The sequence below is a fragment of the Rhodopirellula bahusiensis genome (assembly GCF_002727185.1).
Lineage (GTDB): Bacteria > Planctomycetota > Planctomycetia > Pirellulales > Pirellulaceae > Rhodopirellula > Rhodopirellula bahusiensis.
Genome location: NZ_NIZW01000001.1, coordinates 29,806 through 51,433 on the forward strand (window position 1 = coordinate 29,806; position 21,628 = coordinate 51,433).

General features: G+C 55.6%; 16 protein-coding genes and 1 tRNA gene. 5 read left to right on the forward strand and 12 right to left on the reverse strand.

Translation table 11 applies throughout. The features are described from left to right. Positions 1 to 212 precede the first annotated feature (212 nt). The 5 genes from CEE69_RS00115 to CEE69_RS00135 form a co-directional block, all read right to left on the reverse strand. On the reverse strand, positions 213 to 659 hold the full coding sequence (locus tag CEE69_RS00115) for a thioredoxin family protein (protein ID WP_099258555.1): 447 nt from the start codon (positions 657 to 659) through the stop codon (positions 213 to 215). Positions 660 to 669: 10 nt separating this feature from the next. After that, positions 670 to 2,727 carry a S9 family peptidase gene (locus CEE69_RS00120; protein ID WP_099258556.1) on the reverse strand — a complete coding sequence of 686 codons (2,058 nt, stop codon included), beginning with the start codon at positions 2,725 to 2,727 and terminating at the stop codon, positions 670 to 672. 483 nt (positions 2,728 to 3,210) lie between these two features. Next, positions 3,211 to 3,292: transfer RNA gene (locus CEE69_RS00125), tRNA-Ser, on the reverse strand. Between the two features lie 29 nt (positions 3,293 to 3,321). After that, complete coding sequence (locus CEE69_RS00130; RefSeq protein ID WP_099258557.1) at positions 3,322 to 3,798, reverse strand: hypothetical protein; 477 nt, start codon at positions 3,796 to 3,798, stop codon at positions 3,322 to 3,324. Positions 3,799 to 3,837: 39 nt separating this feature from the next. After that, on the reverse strand, positions 3,838 to 4,167 hold the full coding sequence (locus tag CEE69_RS00135) for a hypothetical protein (protein ID WP_099258558.1): 330 nt from the start codon (positions 4,165 to 4,167) through the stop codon (positions 3,838 to 3,840). 265 nt (positions 4,168 to 4,432) lie between these two features. Between CEE69_RS00135 and CEE69_RS00140 the strand changes: the two genes are divergently transcribed. Continuing rightward, complete coding sequence (locus tag CEE69_RS00140) at positions 4,433 to 5,866, forward strand: multiheme c-type cytochrome (RefSeq protein WP_233214444.1); 1,434 nt, start codon at positions 4,433 to 4,435, stop codon at positions 5,864 to 5,866. Here the strand turns inward: CEE69_RS00140 and CEE69_RS00145 are convergent. After that, positions 5,835 to 6,953 carry an FG-GAP repeat domain-containing protein gene (locus CEE69_RS00145; RefSeq protein ID WP_233214445.1) on the reverse strand — a complete coding sequence of 373 codons (1,119 nt, stop codon included), beginning with the start codon at positions 6,951 to 6,953 and terminating at the stop codon, positions 5,835 to 5,837. The genes CEE69_RS00140 and CEE69_RS00145 overlap by 32 nt on opposite strands. Positions 6,954 to 7,644: 691 nt before the next feature. Between CEE69_RS00145 and CEE69_RS00150 the strand changes: the two genes are divergently transcribed. After that, positions 7,645 to 8,901: a tetratricopeptide repeat protein gene (locus tag CEE69_RS00150; protein WP_099259162.1), complete on the forward strand. Its 1,257-nt coding sequence runs from the start codon at positions 7,645 to 7,647 to the stop codon at positions 8,899 to 8,901. Between the two features lie 82 nt (positions 8,902 to 8,983). Here CEE69_RS00150 and CEE69_RS00155 read toward each other — a convergent pair whose 3' ends face one another. From CEE69_RS00155 to CEE69_RS00165, 4 genes are all read right to left on the reverse strand, one after another. After that, positions 8,984 to 10,213, reverse strand: coding sequence for a DUF1559 domain-containing protein (locus CEE69_RS00155; RefSeq protein ID WP_099258559.1), 1,230 nt, complete (start codon positions 10,211 to 10,213; stop codon positions 8,984 to 8,986). 158 nt (positions 10,214 to 10,371) lie between these two features. Further along, the gene (locus CEE69_RS32710) at positions 10,372 to 10,545 is read right to left on the reverse strand and encodes a hypothetical protein (RefSeq protein ID WP_199169763.1); all 174 of its coding nucleotides are present in this window, start codon (positions 10,543 to 10,545) and stop codon (positions 10,372 to 10,374) included. A gap of 644 nt (positions 10,546 to 11,189) precedes the next feature. Next, positions 11,190 to 12,824 (reverse strand): helix-turn-helix domain-containing protein, encoded by a 1,635-nt coding sequence (locus tag CEE69_RS00160; protein ID WP_099258560.1) that lies wholly within the window; start codon positions 12,822 to 12,824, stop codon positions 11,190 to 11,192. Positions 12,825 to 12,956: 132 nt separating this feature from the next. After that, positions 12,957 to 13,388, reverse strand: coding sequence for a hypothetical protein (locus CEE69_RS00165; protein WP_099258561.1), 432 nt, complete (start codon positions 13,386 to 13,388; stop codon positions 12,957 to 12,959). A gap of 340 nt (positions 13,389 to 13,728) precedes the next feature. On the opposite strand from CEE69_RS00165, the gene CEE69_RS00175 reads away from it, so the two are divergent. The 3 genes from CEE69_RS00175 to CEE69_RS00185 are packed head-to-tail and all read left to right on the forward strand — an operon-like array spanning position 13,729 to position 18,400. Further along, positions 13,729 to 15,219, forward strand: a complete 1,491-nt coding sequence (locus CEE69_RS00175; RefSeq protein ID WP_099258562.1) for a MotA/TolQ/ExbB proton channel family protein — start codon at positions 13,729 to 13,731, stop codon at positions 15,217 to 15,219. Further along, entirely contained in the window at positions 15,216 to 17,333 is a 2,118-nt protein-coding gene (locus tag CEE69_RS00180; protein ID WP_099258563.1) for a coiled-coil domain-containing protein, read from the forward strand. The genes CEE69_RS00175 and CEE69_RS00180 overlap by 4 nt, the downstream gene beginning before the upstream one ends. Then, positions 17,330 to 18,400, forward strand: a complete 1,071-nt coding sequence (locus CEE69_RS00185; RefSeq protein ID WP_099258564.1) for a hypothetical protein — start codon at positions 17,330 to 17,332, stop codon at positions 18,398 to 18,400. The genes CEE69_RS00180 and CEE69_RS00185 overlap by 4 nt, the downstream gene beginning before the upstream one ends. A gap of 18 nt (positions 18,401 to 18,418) precedes the next feature. Here CEE69_RS00185 and CEE69_RS00190 read toward each other — a convergent pair whose 3' ends face one another. Both CEE69_RS00190 and CEE69_RS00200 read right to left on the reverse strand, forming a co-directional pair. Then, positions 18,419 to 19,333, reverse strand: a complete 915-nt coding sequence (locus tag CEE69_RS00190; protein ID WP_099258565.1) for a lactate/malate dehydrogenase family protein — start codon at positions 19,331 to 19,333, stop codon at positions 18,419 to 18,421. Positions 19,334 to 19,583: 250 nt separating this feature from the next. Continuing rightward, positions 19,584 to 21,341 (reverse strand): hypothetical protein, encoded by a 1,758-nt coding sequence (locus CEE69_RS00200; RefSeq protein WP_099258567.1) that lies wholly within the window; start codon positions 21,339 to 21,341, stop codon positions 19,584 to 19,586. Between the last annotated feature and the right edge of the window lie 287 nt (positions 21,342 to 21,628).

The following is a 21,628-nucleotide window of genomic DNA, read 5'->3' on the forward strand; positions in this document are numbered from 1 at the left end:
CAGCGAGAACCTGCCCGCCCCAGAGGTGCTGGCCCAAAACATCGCAGATGGTTTGCAAACGGCGTTGGAACAGTTCTCAGCGATCGCAGCTAAACTCGCGAAGTGACGTAAGTTGGAGCAACCTCATTCACGAAGCACCTCGACGAATTGCCTTCCGCGTTCCAGGCGACGGCGACACTCAATGTACCGGTAGCTGACGCCGGGCGATGTCTTTAGCCTTGCGGCTTGGTCGCTTTCTGCAGGGCGGTTTGCAGCGTTGAGAGAGCGGATAGTCCTTCGCTTTGGAACAGGACTTCGCCTTGGTGGATCATCACCAGGGTGGGGACAGCGCGGACTTGGTATTGCTCGGCCAGTTCGGGGGACTCTACCACGTTGACGCGAGCGAAGAGGGCTGCGTCGGCGTGCTCCTCCGCCACCGGCAATAATTGCGGTTCGAGCTGGCGGCACACCGGGCAGTAGTCGCCGTAAAAATCCAACACGACGGGTTTTTCACTGGCGAGCACGATGGCTCGGTAGTTCTCGTCCGTGACGAGCGTGGTTGTGGAGGCGAAGTCTGGATTTCGCTCGGCGACGTCTTGCGGCCCCACAAGGAATTGACTCATCACGAATGAACACAGCCCAATGGCGAACACCGCGATGGCGAACACTCGAAATTTCATCTGTGCAACCTTATCCCGCGGCCGGTTCGTACGTCACCTTGCTCACGTCGACTCGTAGTTCTTCAAGACGACTGGCAACGTCATCGGGCATCTCCTCTTGGTAGCGACCGCCGATTTGTCCAGCCAGGAAGGCTTCGATTTCGGCGTACATGGCCATGCGGTTGACGGGCTTGGCAAACCCATGGCCCTCGTCGTCGGCCAGCAAGTAACTGATCGCGTGACCGGCATCGCGAAGTGCGATCGCGATTTGATCGGCTTCGGCTTGCTTGACCCTCGGGTCGTTCGCTCCCTGCACGATCAACAATGGCTTGGAGATCTTTTCGGCACTGAACAGCGGGCTGGTTTCGCGAATTCGAGCTTTGCCTGCTTCGGTGCTCGGGTCGCCCACCATACCGTACAAGAACGCTCGCCCTGATTCCCAGTACGGCGGAATCGAATCGAGCAGCGTGAAAATGTTGCTGGGGCCGACAATGTCGACACCGCATGCGTACAGATCCGGCGTGAATGCCAATCCGGCCAACGTTGCGTAACCGCCGTAGCTGCCACCCATGATGGCCACGCGATCCTTGTCGGCGATGCCCTGATCAATCAAATGCTTCACGCCCCAAGTGATGTCGTCCTGCATCAACTTTCCCCATTGCAAGTCGCCCGCGTTGAGGAACTTCTTTCCGTAGCCACCGCTGGCCCGGAAGTTGGGTTGCAGCACCGCGTAGCCTCGATTGGCCAGGAACTGAACCGTTGCGCTGAAACCCCATGTGTCGCGTGGGCCTTTGGGGCCGCCGTGAACCAACACGACCACTGGCAAGTTCTTCGCTTCAACGCCCGCGGGTACGGTCAGGTACGCAGGAATCTCCAAACCGTCGCTGCTGGCGTAGCGAATCGACTGCATCGGTGCCAAGTATTCCTCCACTTCTTTCAGCTCAGGCCGTGGAGTGTACTGATGAATCAGTTCGCGTTTTTCCGCGTCGAAGTACCAGGCTTCGGCAGCGTACTTGTCGCCGTGAACTGCAATCAGGAATTTGCTGTAGTCGTTGGTCGAGCTTTGAAACGCGATCTCGCGGCCAGGGAACTTTTCTTGCAGGAATTTGTAGTTGGCTTCCCAGGTTTTGTCTCGCCAGTAGTAACGAGTCTTGTCGTCGGTGTAGGACGTCGAGATGATTTCGCGAGTGTTACGGTCCAGCCGAAGTCCACCGAAATCAACGGCTTGCTCTGGATCGCTTTCCAACAACTCGGCCTGCTTCGTGCCAGGATTCATCGTGTACAAGGTCAGCAGGTCGAGTTCGCCCTTGTTGGTGACCAAGTAAAAGTTCTCGTTCTTCGCGTCCCAACCACTGACGCCTGCGTTTTCGGTGACGGACGTTTCGTAGATCGGAACCAAGTCATCGCCGTCTTTGCGAAGAAGCATCGTGTTGCCGGCAGGGTCGGTGCGGCTGAGCAGACGCAGGTTGTCGTCCCAATCGAATTCATAACCGGTGATGCGATCGTCGTTCTGATAAACCAGCGTCAAGTCACCCGTGGAAATCTCGAGGCGATAAAGATCGTGCCACGCCTTATCGCGGTCGTTCAATCCGATCCAAAGCAAGTCGGGATTGTTCTGGCTGGCGTGCATGATCTGTGCGGTCACATCTTCCATCGGCGTCAGGTTCCGCGACTCGGGCGTCTCATTGCCAGCTTCGGGTTTCGACGCCGGATCAACGGCGAACAGGTTCATGTTTTCGTCACCGCCGGAATCCTTGACGAACAGAATGAACTTGCCGTCTTCCGTCCACGTGTATCCATGCAGCGGCCGCTCGCTATCGGTCAACGGACGAGCCGCGTCAAACGGCTCGGCGAATTCTTTCACCCACACGTTCATGATCCCTTGATACGGCTTCATGAACGAGATGAATTTCCCGTCGGGGCTCAACTGCCCGCCAGCAATTTGAGGATTACCAAAGAACAGTTCGCGATCTAGCAACGGAGTCACCTCATCGGTTTCGGATGGATTCACTTGAGCGAAGGCGAAATCGCAATGGCAGACGCACGCCAAGATTGTCGACGCGAAGAGGGCAATCAGATTTTTGTTCATCGGACAGACTTCTGGGAGGGACAGGACGACCAATCAATCATAGGCATCGCGGAAGCATCGCGTGAACATGAAGCCGGATGGGATTCTAGCCAGCCTTGGATGGAACATCCGAAAGCAACTTCCCACTCGCTACACATGCATCTTTTTTGCAAGTAGGGTTTTGTCATTCACGGGACATCAACGCCAGTGGGCAGGAACGATCAGACACAACCATGCAGCCGTTTGGGCGATAACGAAACCTCAGGCGATGCCTGGGGCTATCTAAGAGCTGCCCCGCCTGGGCGTAGGCCAGAACGAAAATCAACAACGCCTCATCCATGTCAACGCCACCTGCCTAGCCGTCCAGCGTTCGCCGTGATGATGGCCGCCTTGATTTGATGCACGCATCGTTGACGTTGCGATCGCAGCTTTGCTGCCCAGTTGATTGGAGCCATAAAAAAGCACCGCCTGAAACCAAAGTTTCAGGCGGTGCTTTTACAGAAGCGGAGGACACGGGACTCGAACCCGCAATCCATTGCTGGACAACTGATTTCGAATCAGCCTGCTAGCCATTCGCTTATCCTCCAGATCAGGGCGTCATTCTGACAAAAGCCGTCAGCCCGTCAAGTCATCGCGTGCGGCGACTTGGACGTTGAACTCAAATTGTTGCTGTCCAGGTAGTTGTTGCCGGATCTTCGACAGCAAAGTGCTCTCTCGGGAGAGACGATCCTCGATTTCTGCGGCTCGGGGGTGGTCCGAAGCCACTCGAATTTCGTCGCCGGACAGCTGCAGATTGACTTCCGATCCGGGAGCCAACCCCATGTCTCGCAGGAATTTCCCAAGAGTTTCGCGAATCGCATCCAATCCGCCTTCTGAGTCGCCGGTTGCTGAATCAGCCTGATCCGCGGTTCCGGCGAAAATGTCAGCGAAGGAACTCCCTGATTCTTTCGACTCACGCAGATTCTCGACAACGTCACCAGCTGATTCAATCAACTGCGAGGCAACCTGGCCGGTCGCTTGGACGGCGCGGATTGCCAACCCAGAATAGATTGGCAACGACATCAGCGGCAGCGGAAACGATCGGTGAGCCATCAAAGCCGTCTTTCAAAAGAGAGTATGCGGAGACGTTGCTCAGTGTTTGTGCTGAGTCTCGAAACCGTATTCCTTCAACCATTTCTCCCACTTGTGAGCTTCGTCGTGAGTTTTCAGTTGCAGCGTCTTCCATTCCACACAGCGATACTTCAAATCGTCGTGACCGTTGTGGGCGTGACGCTGAGTTTCGCACTTCAACGTCTTGAGCGTCTTTTCGATCGTGTCCGCCGACTTTTTGTCGTGAATGTGCTTGGCTTTCCATTCTTTGCAGCGATAGTTCACGGTTTCGGCAGCCGAAACTTCAGCGGCAGACGGAGTCGCAAGCGAGAAACCAGCAACCATCAATGACAACAAAACCAGTCGGAACATGGGGTGGGATTCCTGGGTAGGGAACACAAGGTGGGAAGTTCACAGTGTGTTGATTACCCCACAATCCCTCGCCAGGTCAAGCCAATTTGGGCGTGGGCCAATTGCGACGCACGACCGATCGAGAACCATTTGCCGAATCACCCGAACAGGTTGTCCAAATTGCTCTGCCTCGATTCCTCGCGATCAAACGAGCGTGATTTGATAAAATCGACTCCCTTGTCATCGTGTTCGCTTCGTTCCCCTCCCCTTTGTGAAGTTGTTTGCTTTGGCTGACACATCGAGCCCCCGAGTTTGGTTGATCGCGGCAGTCATCGCTGGTCTGTGTCTGACTGCTGCCTACGTAGCCACCCAATCCGAAGACGAATCGGAACTCGTGGAAAAGCTTTCGCGAAAAATGGACGCGGCTTCGTCCACTCTGCCAAAGAGTCAGCAGAAATCCGACGTCGTGCGTTTGACCCCCAGGGTCGTGGCTCAGAAAGGAGTGATTCCCGGATCATGGGTCCTGCAAAAGGATGATCAACCGCGTCCCCGATTGGTCCTTCCCTTTTCTTCGCTCGAGAACGGTCCCTCCAGCAGCGATGTCGTCCAAGCTGATGTTCCCGAGAGCGTCAATTCGGATGGATTCTTGGGCGCGGAAGCCTGTGCCACCTGCCATCAAGACCGTCACCGTGGCTTCCTTTTGACGGCTCACAACATGACCAGCAGCACTGCTGACCCCGACCGGTTTTTGGGGCCCGTCGATTCTCAGGGCAATGAACTGAAATCCAGCGATCCAGACCTTACGCTGACCATTCAGAAGGAAGGCGATTCCATCGTCCAGCAAGTTTCGCTTTCCGATTGGAGCGTCGATGTCCCGATGGACGTCATCACTGGTTCGGGAAAGGTCGCTCAGACATTTTTGTACTGGGACGAAGACCGCCTTTTCCAGTCCTTCGCGTCGTACTTCAGCGGCCCCGAACAGTGGTTGACCAGTCCGGGGTTTGAGGACCTCGATGTCAATTTCGGCCGAGTCATTCGCACCGAATGCTTGGAATGCCACATCACTTACATCGAGCAAACGGAAGCACCCAACCACTACCAGCCATCGTCTGCGATCTGGGGGATTTCGTGTGAGCGTTGCCATGGGCCAGGAAAGTCGCATGTCGATTTCCACACGACCAACCCTGATTCAAAAACAGCTCAACACATCGTCCAACCAAACGAACTATCCAGGGAACGGCAACTCGATATTTGCGGCCAGTGCCACTCTGGATCGTTCGATTTCAAGAAGCCAGCGTTCAGCTTTCGCCCCGGCGATGACATCAGCGAATTTCATCACACGCTCAAACCAGACTTCGATGACAGCGGTATCCACACGAGCAACCAATTGGCGCGGCTACGGATGAGCGACTGTTTTCAAAGCTCCGAGATGACCTGTACGGACTGCCATGACCCGCACGTTGCGAAACGTGGCGACGAAGCTTTCTTTCGCCGAGCGTGCTTGAACTGTCACGACGCTGAGCACTGCGGCATGCGTCCGGAGTTACCAGTCAGCCTCGCTGATCAGTGTGTCCAATGTCACATGCCAAGCACTGAGATCGATGACTTAGCCGGAATGAAGCTGCAGGGTCTGACTCTTTCCATGGCCGATCACTTCATTCGCGTCGACCGTGAACATGCGAAGCAAGTCAGGGACCAGGCGACTGATTCCACCAAATGACGGCATCCGGTTCGTTGCCTCTGGCTGTCCGCAACAAATTGCTGATCGCAAAATCGATCTTGCCGTCTTGATCAAAATCATCGACTTCGATCGATGCATGCTGATGCGAATGTAGCTGCAACGAGGTTGGCTGGAACACGCCAGGCTCGGTTTGTATCAACATCATGATGGACGCCATTTGAAAGCTTTCAAACTGGTCCCGAACAGGTCCCGCCATCAAGGATCCCGCGACCACATCCATGTCCCCATCACCATCGAAGTCTCCCGCTTTCGCGGTCAGCACTCCCGGCATGTTGCAAAGCTTGTGGTGTTTGTAGGGATAGGCTCCGTCGTTTTCTAACCACCAAACGGCATGGTAAGGCTTCACGCCACGATCGAACGAATCCCCGTTGGTCAGTAGCACATCCAAATCACCGTCCAAATCCATGTCGACGAGTTGTATGCCAGACAATCCAAACGCCGGATCGGGCGCCGCGAAGATGACTTCCTGTTGGAAGCCACCCTTGCCATCATTCAAGAACGCTTCAACCGTCTCGTAGCCTTGACTGATCGCGGCAATGAAATCCATGTGACCGTCGCCATTCAGATCAGCTGGGGGCACGTGAATCGTCCCGTGCCGGTTGTCGATTTCGTGGACGATGAACGACTCGGACAAACGTTCTTGCTGATCCGCAGCAGCAACCGACTCACTGATTCGGTTTTCGAGAAGCACAATTCGTCCGCTCGTCCGCCAACCGAATTCTGCAACAACCAAGTCGACATCGCCGTCGTTGTCAAAATCCGCTGGTCTCGCATCAGCGACGCGTCCAATCCCATCCATCAAGACGATTTGTTCAAATTCCTCGGACTCTGGTTTTCGACGCAACCAAACGATTCTTCCAAGGTTGCTGTCGTTGGCATCAAACTCACCGATGTCAGCAACAATGATGTCTTGGCGGCCATCTCCGTCCAAGTCACACGCCTCGGCATGAACTGGTTGAAACAACGTAGCGAGATGTTTCGATGTTCCACCGTCGCGATCGGGCCAATGAGCCACGACGGCGCCACTGCCAATATCGCAGTAGACCAACGCGAGTGAATCGTTCATTCCAATGTCGAGCCACCGAACATTTGTGACGCCAGGCGGACGAGGTCGTGTCGTTCCTTCATCTGCCAGACCAACAGATAGAGTGGTGAAATCGATTTTGCTTTTTGGAACAGATTTCAACCAAGGCGACCAATCAAACTTTTCAGGCGCTTGCATTTCGAAGAAAGCGATGACATCGTCCCGAGCGGGGACCTTCAAGTCCGTTCGCCCCGAAGTTACGTACAAGTTGAGCCCTTGATCGACTTCACCTGGCCAATGAGATTGTTCTGAACTGGTGGCCAGCGGCAACACGTGACAGTCCGCACAAAAGGCTTGCACTTCACGGCCAACACGGTCGTGCCACTCCTTTGAATACTGACTCGACGCGGGTTGAATATCGACGAGTTCGTTGTTTGGACTCGAGGAACCGGTAATGGACTCAGCAGCGCGTTCACGGCATCCAACCATTGATGCGCACGTCATCACGACAGTGATAAAAACAGCAGGTGTTCGAAGATTTAGCATGGCAACAATACTATAGTGTCCGTCGCATTGGGTCGTCACTCGTTCAGTGCCATTGTTGCGTGCCGGCAATGTGCGAACTCGCCAGCCTATCGCACGATGACGACCGTCAAACCACATCAAGCATTTCGAGGCGATCATGCACTCAAGTAGAAAAACACGCCTGTTCGGCGCGAGACGCAGGCTCGAAATGATTGCCTTGCTGTCGTTTCCGTTGGCGGTCGCTCCCGGGTGCGGAAAACAGGATACACCCGAGGTACGTCAGGCACCCGAACGGCCGCTGGGTGAACTACGACTTGCGATGCGAAAACAAAAATGGACCGAAGCGTGGCAGTACTCAGACGCGGTCTTGGAAGCTCATGCGGACGATGCCGACGCCATCGCCTCCGTCGCAAAAGTCGCTCAACACCTGGAAAAGCCTGATGAAGTAGCCGACCTTTTGGTGAGGGCCTGCTCCGTGGAATCGTTCAGCAACGACGGGAGAGTCCGGCAAGCAATGATCGCATTGGTCGCTGCAGGACGTCTCTACGATGCGATTGGCTTGCTAGAAGCGACCATCCAGGCGGTTCCATCCCGACATGCCACGCGTCGATGGCTCTACGACTTGTACGTCAACAGCGGCAACCGAGCCGAAGCAACTTCCCATGGTCGAATCCTGGTCCGGCAACGTCAGTTCGATACCAAACTGTTGCTGTCGCTTGGGATCGCTCCATCGGCCAAAGATGACCTCGGATCGACGCTGGAGATAGTTCGTCGAAATCCCGATGACAAACGACCACTATTGCGACAAGCAAACAAGTTGCTGAAGTCCGGCCAAACAGACGAGGCAACCAAAATCCTTGGTGAGATCATTGATCAGCATCCGGAGTTCGAGCCCGCGCAATTGCAACTGGGACTTGCTTTCGCAGAAAGCGGCAACATCGATGCGTACCAGCAGTGGCTGACGGAACAAGATGCTTCATCACTCGATGCCAGTTCCCAATACTGGATCGCAAAAGCGACCGTCGCCGCTGCGAAAGGGAAACCGAAGGACGCACTGCAATTCTTTTGGAACGCCGGTCAGCGAGATCCCGACCTTGTCAAACCTTGGGCATCAATCTTGGAGCTGACAAGCGAACTGCAGATTGAATCACCGGAACGATTGAGTGCGATTGCAAATCGACTCGAAAGTCTCGAACAGGTTCGCGTCTCCATGGAACGATTCGATCAGATGGGCAGTATCTCGCGACAACTGGCCACCGACATTGCTCTTGAATTAGAAAAGCTAGGACGACTTTGGGAAGCCGAGGCATGGGCATCCATGGCGACGACGCTTCCGCGAGACGACACCGTCGAGGTGGATGAAGTGCGAACTCAAATTGTCAGTCGCCTCACCGAGCAAACACCCTGGCAAGTCACTAAGGGGTACCCAGAATTGCAACCGGAGCTGCCAAGCGAGTTCGAATGATGATCGAGCACCAACAAAAAAAGAACCGCTCTCCAAATTGAAGAGCGGTTCGTAATGTTGTTTTCAAAGAAACCTTCGTGGATCAAAGATCCAGTTCGATGACTTCGCGGCTCGCACGTGTGCCCAAAGCACCCCAAACACCGTAAGGACTCTTTTGTCCTGGATCGGGCATTGGTGCCGATGCGTTGCCTGCTTCGATGGAATCGGTGATGAATTTCACCGCACCGTCACCCATCAGGATGTGGACGCCACCTTGGTGACGACTGCTGGGAGGAGCGATCGCACCATTTCCTGGCCAACTGTCGGCACAAACGCCTTTGTTGGGAGCCAAAATGGTGTTCACAGTCGAAAAGATAGGCCGAGCGTTTGCCCAACGCGCGCCACGTGAAGTTGCTGCTCCGAGACCACGAGGCTGATCCCCTGGTGACTGCCCGGTTCCTGGGCTGTCAGGATCGATCCAAAACTGTGGACGCTCTGGATCCAAGAACAGTTCTTCGCAGTGGTTCGGATTGCTTTGATAAGTTCCGCCGGTGGCCACAGCAAGTGACGTCCGTTTATCACCATCATTCAGGTCAGTGGCGATCTCAGCCATTGCGATTGTGTTGGACAACCCGTCCAGGATATCCCTGAATTTTGTGACGTCACGAGGGATGAAGAAACCACGGTTGCGTGATTGAACACCCATCGCCCAGTTATTGACCGTCAAGTCTCCGTTCTTGCCACCATTCCAACGGTTCATGTTGTCGCCAACATTAGGAGCGTAGTTCGTACGTCCCATCGTCGGAGCGCCACGACCTGGATCACTCGGGCAACGTAGAAACGGCAGGTCCGTCATCCAAGGTGAGTAGAAGTTTCGGTCATTGGTACCTGGCGTGGGAGTCGGGCCCATTGGAGGAAACGTGATGTCTGGCGTGCCATCGTTGTTCGTGTCAGCTGGGAATGGATTCGAAATCTGTTCCCAAGTGGCTTGTGCTTCCACAAATGGAGTCAGACCGATCAACATCGAAAGCAATTCGTGGTTTCCAAAGTTGTTGTTATTCCACCAGCTCGTCGCCCCACCGGGGCCTGCATTCAAAGGAGCGACGGGCGTCGTTCCACCATAGTTCATCGGTACTTGATCATAGGCGGAAACATAGTTGTGCATCGCCAATCCCAATTGCTTGAAATTATTGCTGCAACTCATGCGACGGGCTGCTTCTCGGGCTGCCTGGACGGCTGGCAAAAGCAGCCCCACCAAGACGCCAATGATGGCGATCACCACAAGAAGCTCAACCAGCGTAAAGCCAGTTCGAGATTTAGAACGATTCAACATAAAAAGTCTCTCCGATTTAAAAAGAACTCAACAGAAAAGTGTTCAATAAGTGACTGGGCTCAGCATACAACTGCACCCACTTCAGACTGGTTGGCTCAGACTCAAACGCCGTCGAAGGATGATGGAGAACGATTGGCGATTGGGCCGCGCCTGGGAAACTAGTTCCCCATTTGCTTTGCCATCTCTTTGTCGTATTCAGCTTGTTCCTCAGGAGACAGTTCAACAGATTCAGCAGCCTGAGATGGCTCAACCACTTCGGCTTGGTCACCACAGCCAGCGAATGTGAGAGTGAGGCCAGCGAACAAGATCGTGAGCGAAAACAAATGCTTCATCGGGATAAATCCATACCTGAGGGGAGTGTTGAAATCTGTCGCAAAGGCAGTTCATGACTGAACAATTCACGACACGCAAACCGCTGAACGCGGAATGTGTAACCGAATGTTACAGTATACGGTGCTTCGTTCCACCTTAAATGCATTGACTATGACCCAAAATGCTAGAAAAAGGGTGAACAAAACCCCCCATAACGGGTTAGTTGAAGACGGGGTTCCCCGTCGATGGAGCGATTTCCGTTGATGCCACACAACTCGAAAAGACCTCGTGCGAGTCTCCAAGCCAACCAGAAAAGAATTTTTTTGAGGTGGAAACTTGGGCAAATGGCATCGCGCAGAGGACTTTGAGGCTCTGCGGCGGTCGATCCTGGGCGACGAACCCTCGTTCAGTTCATGGACGAGAGAACAGAAATCGAGACACAGGAAAGGAGGAAGCCCCACTGCACAGAGGCCCACAACTGCACAGAGGCCCACAACTGCACAGGGGGCCACAGTGGGGCCGTGGCGACGACGATTTGCCTCGGCGAGCTCGAGATGGCCAGCCGGGCAATTTGGGTCAATCAACAATGCCAGTCAGCACCGCTGTTTTGCGGGAGAGAATCTCAGTGGGTGCGGTCAATCAAGAACCAACCGCTCAATCGAGATCACTGTCCCCAGCCGGCCACGCTGATCAGCATGTCGGTCAGGGCACTGACGGGAGCAGATGGTTCGGCGTAGCTCCACATGTTGCGAACCAAATCGGTCATTAACATGCCTCCCAAGCTCATCACGCAGAGGATAAGAAGCAAGCCAATCGTTTGAAGCAATGTGAACGGAACTTCGTATCCGCCTCGAACGCCTGCACCAGCTGCTGCCACCGCGGCGTTTTCATCGATCAATCCGTCGCTGTCCATTGGATCGTCCAATGCGTCCACTTCTGCGACGTCGTCGTCCATTGCGAAACCGCTGTCACCGGCTTCGTCAAAGGCATCGACTTGGTCGGCTCCATCGAAATCGACTTCTTCAATGTCAACCGACTCGGAATCGACAACTTCGATCACCTGAGAGGCGCTCTCTTCGTTGCCATCGATCTGCATGCCCGAAGCGGACAGTTGGAATTCGTCGTCGCCTTGGAAGTCGATTCCCGAACCCATTTCGCTGGCGGGAACCAATCCACTTCCATCGCGACCGCTTCCAGTTCCGGATCCTTCGTTGAGCTCCGCTCCCAAATCCAAGGCGGAAATGCTGCTGCCGGCCAAATCCAATGGCTCGCTCTCGAGCGACAAACCGCTGTCCGAGGGACTCATCAGGTTGATGCCGCTATCACCAGCGATCGAGATGTCGCTGCCCGCACCGCTGACAACCAAGTCATCGTCGTCGTCCGCGATGATCAGATCGTCGTCGTCGGCGAGTGCATCATCGACCCCGGAGGATCCGCCTGAACCAGCGGACATTAGCGAACTGCCCAGCAAGTCGCCGCTTCCGGAAAGCAAACCACTTCCCGCTGCATCGCCTGCCAACAAATCCAATTCACTCAGAACGTCGCTGCCAGCATGGCTCTTGGATTCGATCGCCGATGGACTGCTGTCCAGATCGAGGTCGCCCATCAACTCGAGGCTGCTGGCTTGGTCATCGGAGCTGATGTCGCCCAAATCCAGTTCGCCGTCGCTGTCTTCTCCGCCCAAACCGGACAAATCCGATTGGCTCTTGGCAGCTCCTTCAGGAGCGGTTCCTTTCACAGGTTCCAGCGTCAGATCATCTGAATCGCTGCTCAATCCCAACGAGCTTCCAAGGTTGAACTCGTCGCTGTCGCTATTTGGCTGAGGACCAGGGGTCGGCGATTCCAATTCCAACTCGCCGCTGTCGTGCGAGAGTGCTGAACCCGACAAATTCAATTCATCCAGATCAATTTTCAGTGGTGCGTCGCTGTCGGCTTTTGCACCAGGCACGATCGTCACATCACTGCCGTCTCCCGAATCGCTTGCGATCAGGTTGACGTCGCTGCCGCTGCTGAGCGACTCGATGTCCAAATCGACTCCGCTGTCATCGCTGGCTGAATTGTCGCCGCCGATCACGGATCCGATTTTCGATCCACCACCGTCAGCCGCTAAGATTCCGGATCCCAGTCCGGACATGTTGGGCAATTCGTCTTTTAAACGCTCGATCTCTGCCTCAGGGAACTTCCAGCTCGAACCATCGCGAAATCCCCGGACCTGACCTTGGCTGCGAAGATCAATCAGTTTGTCGGCAGGAATTCCGAGTTGTTTGGCGGCGTCTTCGAGAGACAAATAAGAGGCCATGGCAACGCTGAGATGAGGATAGAGGGCGTCGAAAGTTGTCGTTTTGATGTAGCTTCCCTGCCATCCCCATCTTAATGACCGTCGCGGCGAATCGCCAACAGAAACGGGCCGTTCAGATGCAGAATTGCCGCCTCAACGAGGCTTCGTGTTCCCTTGCATTCGACGAATGTCATCCGGCAAGGGCGCCGTCGCGTTGAGTTCCAATGAAAAATCGGCATCGATAGCGCGGCTGCTCACCAGTCGGATCTCGCCATCGGGACCCACATGATACACCGCCATCCACAGTTTTCCTGTGTTTACCAAACTAATTACTTGCGTTCCTGATTCATCCACATGGGAAAATCCGATTATTTCGCCTGATGCCCCCACGTCTCGGCCCGGCCGAGCTTGGATGAGCGTGGGGTTCCCCTCCAACGGGTGCGGTTCGCCAGTGAGCGATTCTGGTTGACGAATCACCGGCGAGTCTTGAGCGAACGCGCCATCGGATTTGTCCGATCCCAGACACAATCCAATCACGACGCCAATTCCAACGCAAACCATCGAGGCAACCAAGTTCGTACGCACGGTGATTTCTCCGGAAATGAATCAAGAAAGAGATGAGTTCAGGACTTCGGGCGAAGTTCGAACGATCAGCACCGCCACTCTAGAACAGCGACTCCGTTGCGGTCCAGATCGCTCGCCCGCAACTGCGGATCGACCTTTCTGGCGAGGAGCCAAACCTCCTACTCTCTACGGTTCACCCCGAGCAGTTCCGCTTCGATCCGACCATCGCCACAACCGAATGTCAAAAAATGCGGATTAGATGAAGTCCGCCGGTTGTATCGGTCGATCCTAGCGACGTGGCGTGTGCGACCGGCTGTGCCGTTCCGCGCCATGAATCGCCGTTCCGTCCGGAAGGAGTCCGATGAAGCCTCACGATTTCAACGCCAACGACACGTTTTCCCCCGCCGATCATTGGGGCGAACCCGTCGAGCCTCCGACGAAATTGCAGGCCTCTCCGCAAGCCAGCAACCACGAAAAGGCCGCGGCGGATGAACCGTCCGACTTGGTCGATTCGCCTTCCATGCTGTCGAAGATCGTGACCTCCGTCGGTCCAATCGGGCTGGGACTGGTCCTATCCGCCGTGTTTTACGGCGTTGTCTTCGGAGCCAATTGGGGCCCACTGAACCGATACTTTCTCGGGCACCCGGTCGCTGTTGCCGCCGCGATTTTGTTTTGCGTCGCAGTCGCCATCCTCGCCGTTCGCGCCTTGCAAGTCGCTCGCGATCGACATCAACTGGAATTGCTTCGCGACGAAGATTTGATGGCTCACGCGACTGGTGTCGCCTCGGATTCACCCGCGCAGCGATGGCTCCAGCAGAACGACGCTGGCGCAATCGCTCGGAATTGGCGAAAAGCCTTGCGGTCACTTCCATCAGCCACTCGAAATTCGTTGCTGGTCCGTCGCCTGAACGAAGTGCTGGGGCGTCAAACGCATCGCACGGGAACCGGAGACCTGCCGCAAGACTTGCGGGAACTGTCCGAGCGCGACGCCGATGCGGCTCATGACTCCTTTGGCTTGATCCGCATCATCGTGTGGGCCATTCCAATGCTTGGTTTCTTGGGCACGGTTATCGGGATCACACAAACGCTCGGCGGATTGGACTTCACCGATGGGACTGCCGCGGTGGATCGATTGAAGAGCGGTTTGTACGTCGCCTTCGATACCACAGCGCTTGGATTGGTGCTGTCGGTTCTCGCGATTTTCCTGCAGTTCCCCGTCGAACGTTCTCAACAAAGCTTGCTCGCCAACGTTGATCTGCGAGTTCGCAATTTGGTCTCGGAAGCTTTGCCCAGCGACGATGCCGGCGACAGCCAAACCGCTCTGGTCACGCAGTTGTGCGATGGCATCCGAGTCGCGGTGCAAGAGTCCCTTGCCACGCAAGCCAAACTGTGGCGGGAAACAATCGAAGAAGCCCAAGCGTCGTGGCGAACTCAGCACAACGAAGGTTCCGAACAGTTCCGCAAATTGATGCAAGCGTCATTGCAACCGGCGCTGACCAGTCACGCGGACCGGATCGAAGCCACCGTGTCTCGGTTGGACACGATCGGAAACGGCGTCAGTCAAACGTTGCAAGACCAAACGAAGTCTTGGAACGATGCGATGCACGCGACCGCTGTGGAAGTGCAAACGCATCGCCGCACCTTGATGACTCACACCGAAGCTATGACCGCACTCGCGGCTCAGCAAGGCATGCAGGCACAACCGGAAGCGTCTGTCGTTGAACTGGATCCGGTGATGGGGGATGCGATGCGAACACTCGCACGTGCCGTCGATTCATTGTCGCAACGATTGCCTGCGGCAAAAGCTCCCAGCGGACGTGATGACTCCACCAGCAAAAGGCGTGCGGCATGAGTCGGCGACGCGCCTCGCTGTCTCCTTCGTTGTTCCCGTTCCTCGCGGTGCTGGTCTGCACGCTGGGTACCTTGATCCTGTTGCTGGCTCTCGTGGCCGAAAAAGCTCAGGACACCTCGGTCCCGCAAGTTGCTCAGCAAGCGGAAGCGGTAGCATCGACGATCGACCCTTCGGATGACGAAAAGACTTCGTCCGAGGATGAGTCAGGTGACGCGCAAGCAGATTCTGATGCACCGCCAGCCATGACCGCGGCGTTGGCTCAACAGTTGTTGGAAGAAGAACAATTTCGCGTCGAACAATTGGTATCACATCGAGAAAAGCAAACCAGCAAAGTCGAACGACGTCGTGACGAACTGACTCAAGTTCAAACGGCCGCGAAAAAACTGCGTGATCGGCTGAAGCAACTCAGCGATGAAGTTGATGCAGCGATCGCTCCCGATGATGCCACCAAAGTCGACGAACAAGCCATCGTGATGATGCGTGAAGAGATGGAAACGCTGCGCCGCGAAATTGCCGAACTCGAACACGTCAAATCAGGCGAAAAACCTCGCGTCGTCATCGTGCCTCACCGCGGTCCCAACGGAACGGCTCGCCGGCCCGTTTATGTGGAGTGCACCGAAGTCGGCGTCACGATCTGGCCCGAGAACACTCGCATCACACACACACAATTGTTGGCTGGCGTTCAATCTGGATCGCCTCGTCGCAATCCACTTGACGCAGCTCTTCGAGTGTTCCGGCAACACGCGATGCAAAATTATGGCGACGGAGTTCCACCGTACCCGTTGCTCATCGTTCGTCCCGATGGCATCGAGACATTTGTGACCGCCCGAGCTGCGATGCAGGATTGGGATGACCAATACGGATACGAGCTGGTTCCCGCAGAAGTGGACCTGGCGTTTCCCAAACCCGACCGAGTCTTGAAACCCAAGATGGAGTTAGCCGTTCATGAAGCCGCCAGCCGCAACATTCAACAGTACATCGGCGAAAGTCGTGGCGGCCGGGGAGGCAATGGCAACGGAGACGGCCTGCAAAGCTTGAACGGCGGCTCGACGCTCGGGGGTGCTTCGTCACGACCGTCCGGCAACGGTTTCGCGAATGCGGATGCATTCAGTGCCAAACCAAGTGGTGGCTTGGGACCCGGTGAAGGAAGCGGCAACGGTGAACTCACCAACAATCCGTACGCTGGCCAACCCAGCGGAGCCACATCGCAACTCAGCAGCGACTCAAACTCACGCATGCAACCGGCTCAAAAACCGTTACCAGTTCTTTCGGCTCGTTCGCTCGATCGCCAAGCACGTGCCAACGGCTTCATGCCGTCTCGTGATTCAGGCCCGCCATTGCCCGCCGGCGGACTGGCGGAACCAATTCCGGGATCCAGTCAATCCAGCTTCGGCGCGGTCAATTCGCGATCTGATGCTTTGAACGACTACTTGGCTCAAAAAGACAATCCGCTGTTGGGTGATCCACAAGGCGACACCAGTCGCGATCCGTCCGCAAGTTCGGGATCGATGAGCGATCCATCCGCCGACGGCACCGACGGCGAATCCACCGCCGACGAAACCGATCCGGATTTCCGCGGCTCCAGTTCGCCGGTCAACGGCGAGCAAGTCGCTGGCATGCAGCAATCGACCGGCGGCCAATCGGCCTCCGCCTCCGTTTCCCAATCGTCGGCCTCGCCACCATCGTCGAGCCAGGCACCTGATTCAGCCAATCAGCCACCGCCAAGCATGAACATGCAGTCGCAACAGCAACCATCCGCAACGGTGCGCCGCGAAGGCAGAGACTGGGCGCTGCCACGTTCGATGGCCGGCATCAATGGAACTCAGGTCGTGCGTCCGATCGCGATGGTTTGCCACCACGATCGATACGAGTTGGTTCAAAACAATGTCGTCGTTGCAACGTTCCCCTTCGAGAACAGTTCGGTTCACAAAGCGACCATGCAATTGGCGACTGCGGTTCACGACCGAGTGGACGGTTGGGGAGCGACGCTTCCCGGAGGCCGCTGGCAACCTCGACTCGATGTATTGGTGGCACCGCATGCCGATCAACGTTTTCATGAACTGCAGACGTTGATGCACGACAGCGGTGTGGAAATCACGCGGAGGGTTCGATGAGTCGACGCAGACGCACGACACTGGAACTCGGTCACGATGCTTTCTTGGACATCGTCGCCAACCTCGTTGGAATCCTGATCATCCTCGTGGTGGTCTTGGGAACCCAAACGCAGCGAATCACCCATGCGCTCACTTCGCCAGACGAAATCGCTCAGAAACCAGGCGACCTCGTCTCGCCCGAAGGCATGCCGCTACCAGAACCAAAACTGGCAAGCGATTCCCAAATTTCGCGACTCGCACAAACCGCGATGCGAGCCGCGGCGGCGCAGCGTGAATCGATGCGTCTGGAAAACATGGTCAAGCGATATGATTTGGAATTGGAACAAGCCAAACGGGAACGCGGTGCCTTGCTCGACCTGCTGACGCTCGCCGAAGAAGCTTGGGAGAAGAAGCAAAAGCAGCTCGACCAAGACAATGTCCAAGCCGCGAAACTCGGCCGTGAAATGCGAGAAGTCAGCTCGGAACTGGCAACTTTGGCCGGCACCAAGGAACGTCTCGAAAATCAAGAAACACCCGTCGTTGCGGTGGAGCACTTGCCGACACCGATGGCGAAAACCGTTTTCGGCGATGAGATCCATTTGCGTTTAAAAAGCGATCGCTTGTCAGTCGTCCCGATCGAGCCATTGTTGAAAGCTATCAAGGAAGACTTCGGACGCGTCATCCGTGGTTCGCGAGACGGACGCTCTTCCTCCGCCGTCGGCCCCATCCGCGGATACGTCGCCCACTATGCGATGGACAAATCGACTGGTCGAGTCTCCCAAGGCGGAAAGACCTCCATGGGCACGCGAGTTCAATTGGCTGGCATGGTGATCGAGCCACTGGAAGAACCTCACGGTCAACCGATCGATCAAGTGCTCACGACAAGTCGGTTGCTGGATGTGGAATTGGCCGGACGCGATCCATCCAAAACCACCATTACAGTCTGGGTTTATCCCGAAAGCTTTGCCGCATTCCGGATGCTGAAAGAGCACTTGTACAAACGTGGTTTTGCGACCGCCGCTCGCCCGCTTCCATTTGACCGGCCAATCTCTGGCGGCCCCGGTGGTTCGCGATCTCAGGCGCAGTAGCCAGCGAGACCCGATCGGTCACTGCCCAGCTTCCATCTCGACCAATGTTTGCTTGACGATCGCGGCCGAGTTCCGAAACGCGGATTCCTCGTCTTCTGACAATGTCGGATGAAGAATCCGAGTGACTCCTTCGCGGCCGATGACTGCCGGCAACGAAAGACAAACGTCTTCAACGCCCAGGTATCCATCGACCAACACACTGACCGGCATCGTATGGCGAAGGTCATATGCGATGCTGTCCAGAATGGTGATGGTCGCCATCGCGATGCCATAAGACGTGTGCCCCTTCAATCGAAACACCTCGTATCCCATCGCTTTGGTTTCCTCGAACATCCGTCTCGAAGTGTCGCTGGGATAAAACCGTTCGCCCCCGGTCATCGCGATCGACGAAGCCGCGAATTGTGTGTCGCCGTGCTCGCCCAAGATGTACGCCCGGATGTCTTGGGCGTGAATTTTCAGCTCCGTCGACAACAGCGCACGGTAGCGAATGCTGTCGACCAAAGTGCCGGTACCAATGACACGCTTGGGGTCAAATCCAGTCAGGCGGATCGTTTCATACGCGAGCGCGTCGACCGGGTTGCTGACCATGATCACAATCGCGTTCGGGCTCGCTTTTGCCAAAGCCGGCATCCAGTCACGCAGGATGGGCATGTTGTCGATCCCCATCTCCAATCGTGTTTGGTTCGGGTACCGAAACGGAACCGACGCGGTGAAAATGATCACGTCGGAGTCATTCGAGTCAGCGATGTCCCCGGCGTAGATTTTCATGTTGCTGTCGACGAGCGCCGCGGCGTGCGTCAGATCCAAAGCATCGCCTTCGGCCTTCTCTCGCGAGCGGTTGAGCAACAACAACTCGTTGGCCAAAGGATTGATGGTCAATGCAAACGCAATCGCGGACCCGACCCGTCCCGTGCCAACCAATGTGATCTTCATGCGATTCGTCCTTTGCGATGTCGAGTTCAATTCATTCTACCGCTGTCTCGGGTATCCGAACGAAGCAGGCATCATCCATCAATGCCCTGCATCGCGGGAACGTCGCGAACGGCGTCAATCACGGCACTGACGCGGAAGCAGGAAGCGAGAAACGAAAAAAAGGCCAGCAACCCGAAGATTGCTGGCCTCTTTCGAACTCACGCGAACGTGAGAGATCGTTCTAATTCGACGATTTGTCGAAGACCGCTATTCAGCAGCCACAGCCCGATGCGACTGGTGCGGCCGAACCGCAACCGCTGCATCCGCCGTTGCCAGCAGCCGATCCACATCCGCTCGAAACGGGAACTTCAACCGTTTGAGGAACCATGATCGTCTTGGTGACTTCGACTTCTTTTTCAACTTGGACTGGCACGCAAACGGTGTAGTCTTCGGTCTTGGCTTCTTCAACTTGGTCCATCACGGTGACCGTGTAAGGAACTTCTTCGGTGACAGTGTCACACTCGGTGACGGTGTACTCACGAGTCTTGGTTTCAGGAACCATGACGGTGACTTCACGAGTGCGAGCTTCGGTCGTCATGGTCGTTTGAGGAACCATGCGAGTGCGAGCTTCGGCGACCATCGTGCACACTTCTTTCGAACGTGTACGAGTTTCGCTGGTGTAGCTGGTGCGTTGCTCTTTGCGAACGCGTTGCTCAGTGCGGCACTTGGTGACCTGGTACTCTTGCGTGCGTTGTTCTTGACGGCAACGACGAACAGCAATTTGACGAGTGCGAACTTCGCGAGTCATGCGAGTCACTGGAACCGTACGAGCACGAGTTTCCATGCGGCACTTAGTGACGTTGACCATACGGGTCTTCGTTTCGTTGCGGTACTTGCAAACCGACACGGGACGAGTGCGAGTTTCAGTGCGGCACTTGTTCACAGTGTAGGTGTAAGGAACTTCCGAACGCTCGCTCACGTATTCGGTATAAGGAACTTCTTCGGTGACCAAGTTAGGAACCCAAACGCGTTTGGTGATCGTTTGAGTGCATCCGCCACAGCTGCTGCCGCAACCGCATGCGTCGCTGCAACCGCCACATGATCCGCATCCGCCACAGCTCGATCCACAACCATTGCTGGCAGGAACTTCTTCTGTCACACACTGGTAGCTACCCAGGTCTTTGCTGACCGTACGGGTCTTCGTCACGGGAACGCTTTTGCAAACGGTACGTGAAGCAGTCAACGTTTCGGTGTAAGGAACTTGAACCGTGTAGGTTTGCTCAACAGTTTCGGTGTAAGGAACGCGAACCGTGTAGGTTTGTGCAACTTGCTCGGTGTAAGGAACACGAACGGTGTAGCTACGCTCAACGTTTTCAGTCACTGGAACGCAAACCGAGTAGTTCTTCGAGACCATTTCGGTGTAAGGAACGTTGACGGTGTAGGTGCGAGTCGCGGTTTCGGTGTAAGGAACACGAACCGAGTAAGGAACTTCCACTTCGGTCGTCACTGGGACTTGGACCGTGTAGGTTTCTTCAACGGTGCTCTTTTGAGGAACCATGACCGTGTAAGACTGTTCGACTTCAGTCGTCACAGGAACTTGCACGCTGTACTCTTCCGTCTTGGTCGATGGGACCATGACGGTGTATTCCTCAGTCTTGACGACTTGGCGAGGAACTTGCTTTGTCACGGTACGAGTGCGAGTTTCGGTGCGAGGAACCGACTTCACAACGGTGTAGTTGCGTTGACGAGTTTCTTGCTTCATTTCGGTCACGGTGACCGTCTGCATTTCGGTGACCTGTTGAGGCACCATGATCGTTTGAGTCGTCATGGCTGGGCCACAACCTTCAGCCACTGCGGCGGGAGCTGCTGCAGCGACAGGAGCACCTTCGGCTGGCGATGCGGAAACAACGGCACCACATCCGCCACAGGCGGGAGCGGGGACAGGTTCGCCACAACATTGTGCGTTGGCGGTCGTGCCGTAGGCCATTGCGGTCAAAGCAATCGCGAAAGAGTAAAACAACTTCTTCACTGGGGTTACCTCAAAGGGTTCGAAAAGAGCGAGGGCCATTGCAATGTTGTGCCCCTCAGCCTGGACTGTTGATTTGCCGGAGCTCGAGTCGAACTCCACGTCGCAACTTATATAACTCGCACCCGGGGGGATCGAAGTTGTTTCCTTTCGGGTAATTCGAATCAAGTTGGGAAACCTCGCCGATCGCGTCATCCCTGCCGGTTATGACGATTGCATGCAAGCCGGAGGTGATCATTGCGGTGTACATCACGAAAAAACCCCGCCGGGATGAACCGACGGGGCTTTCG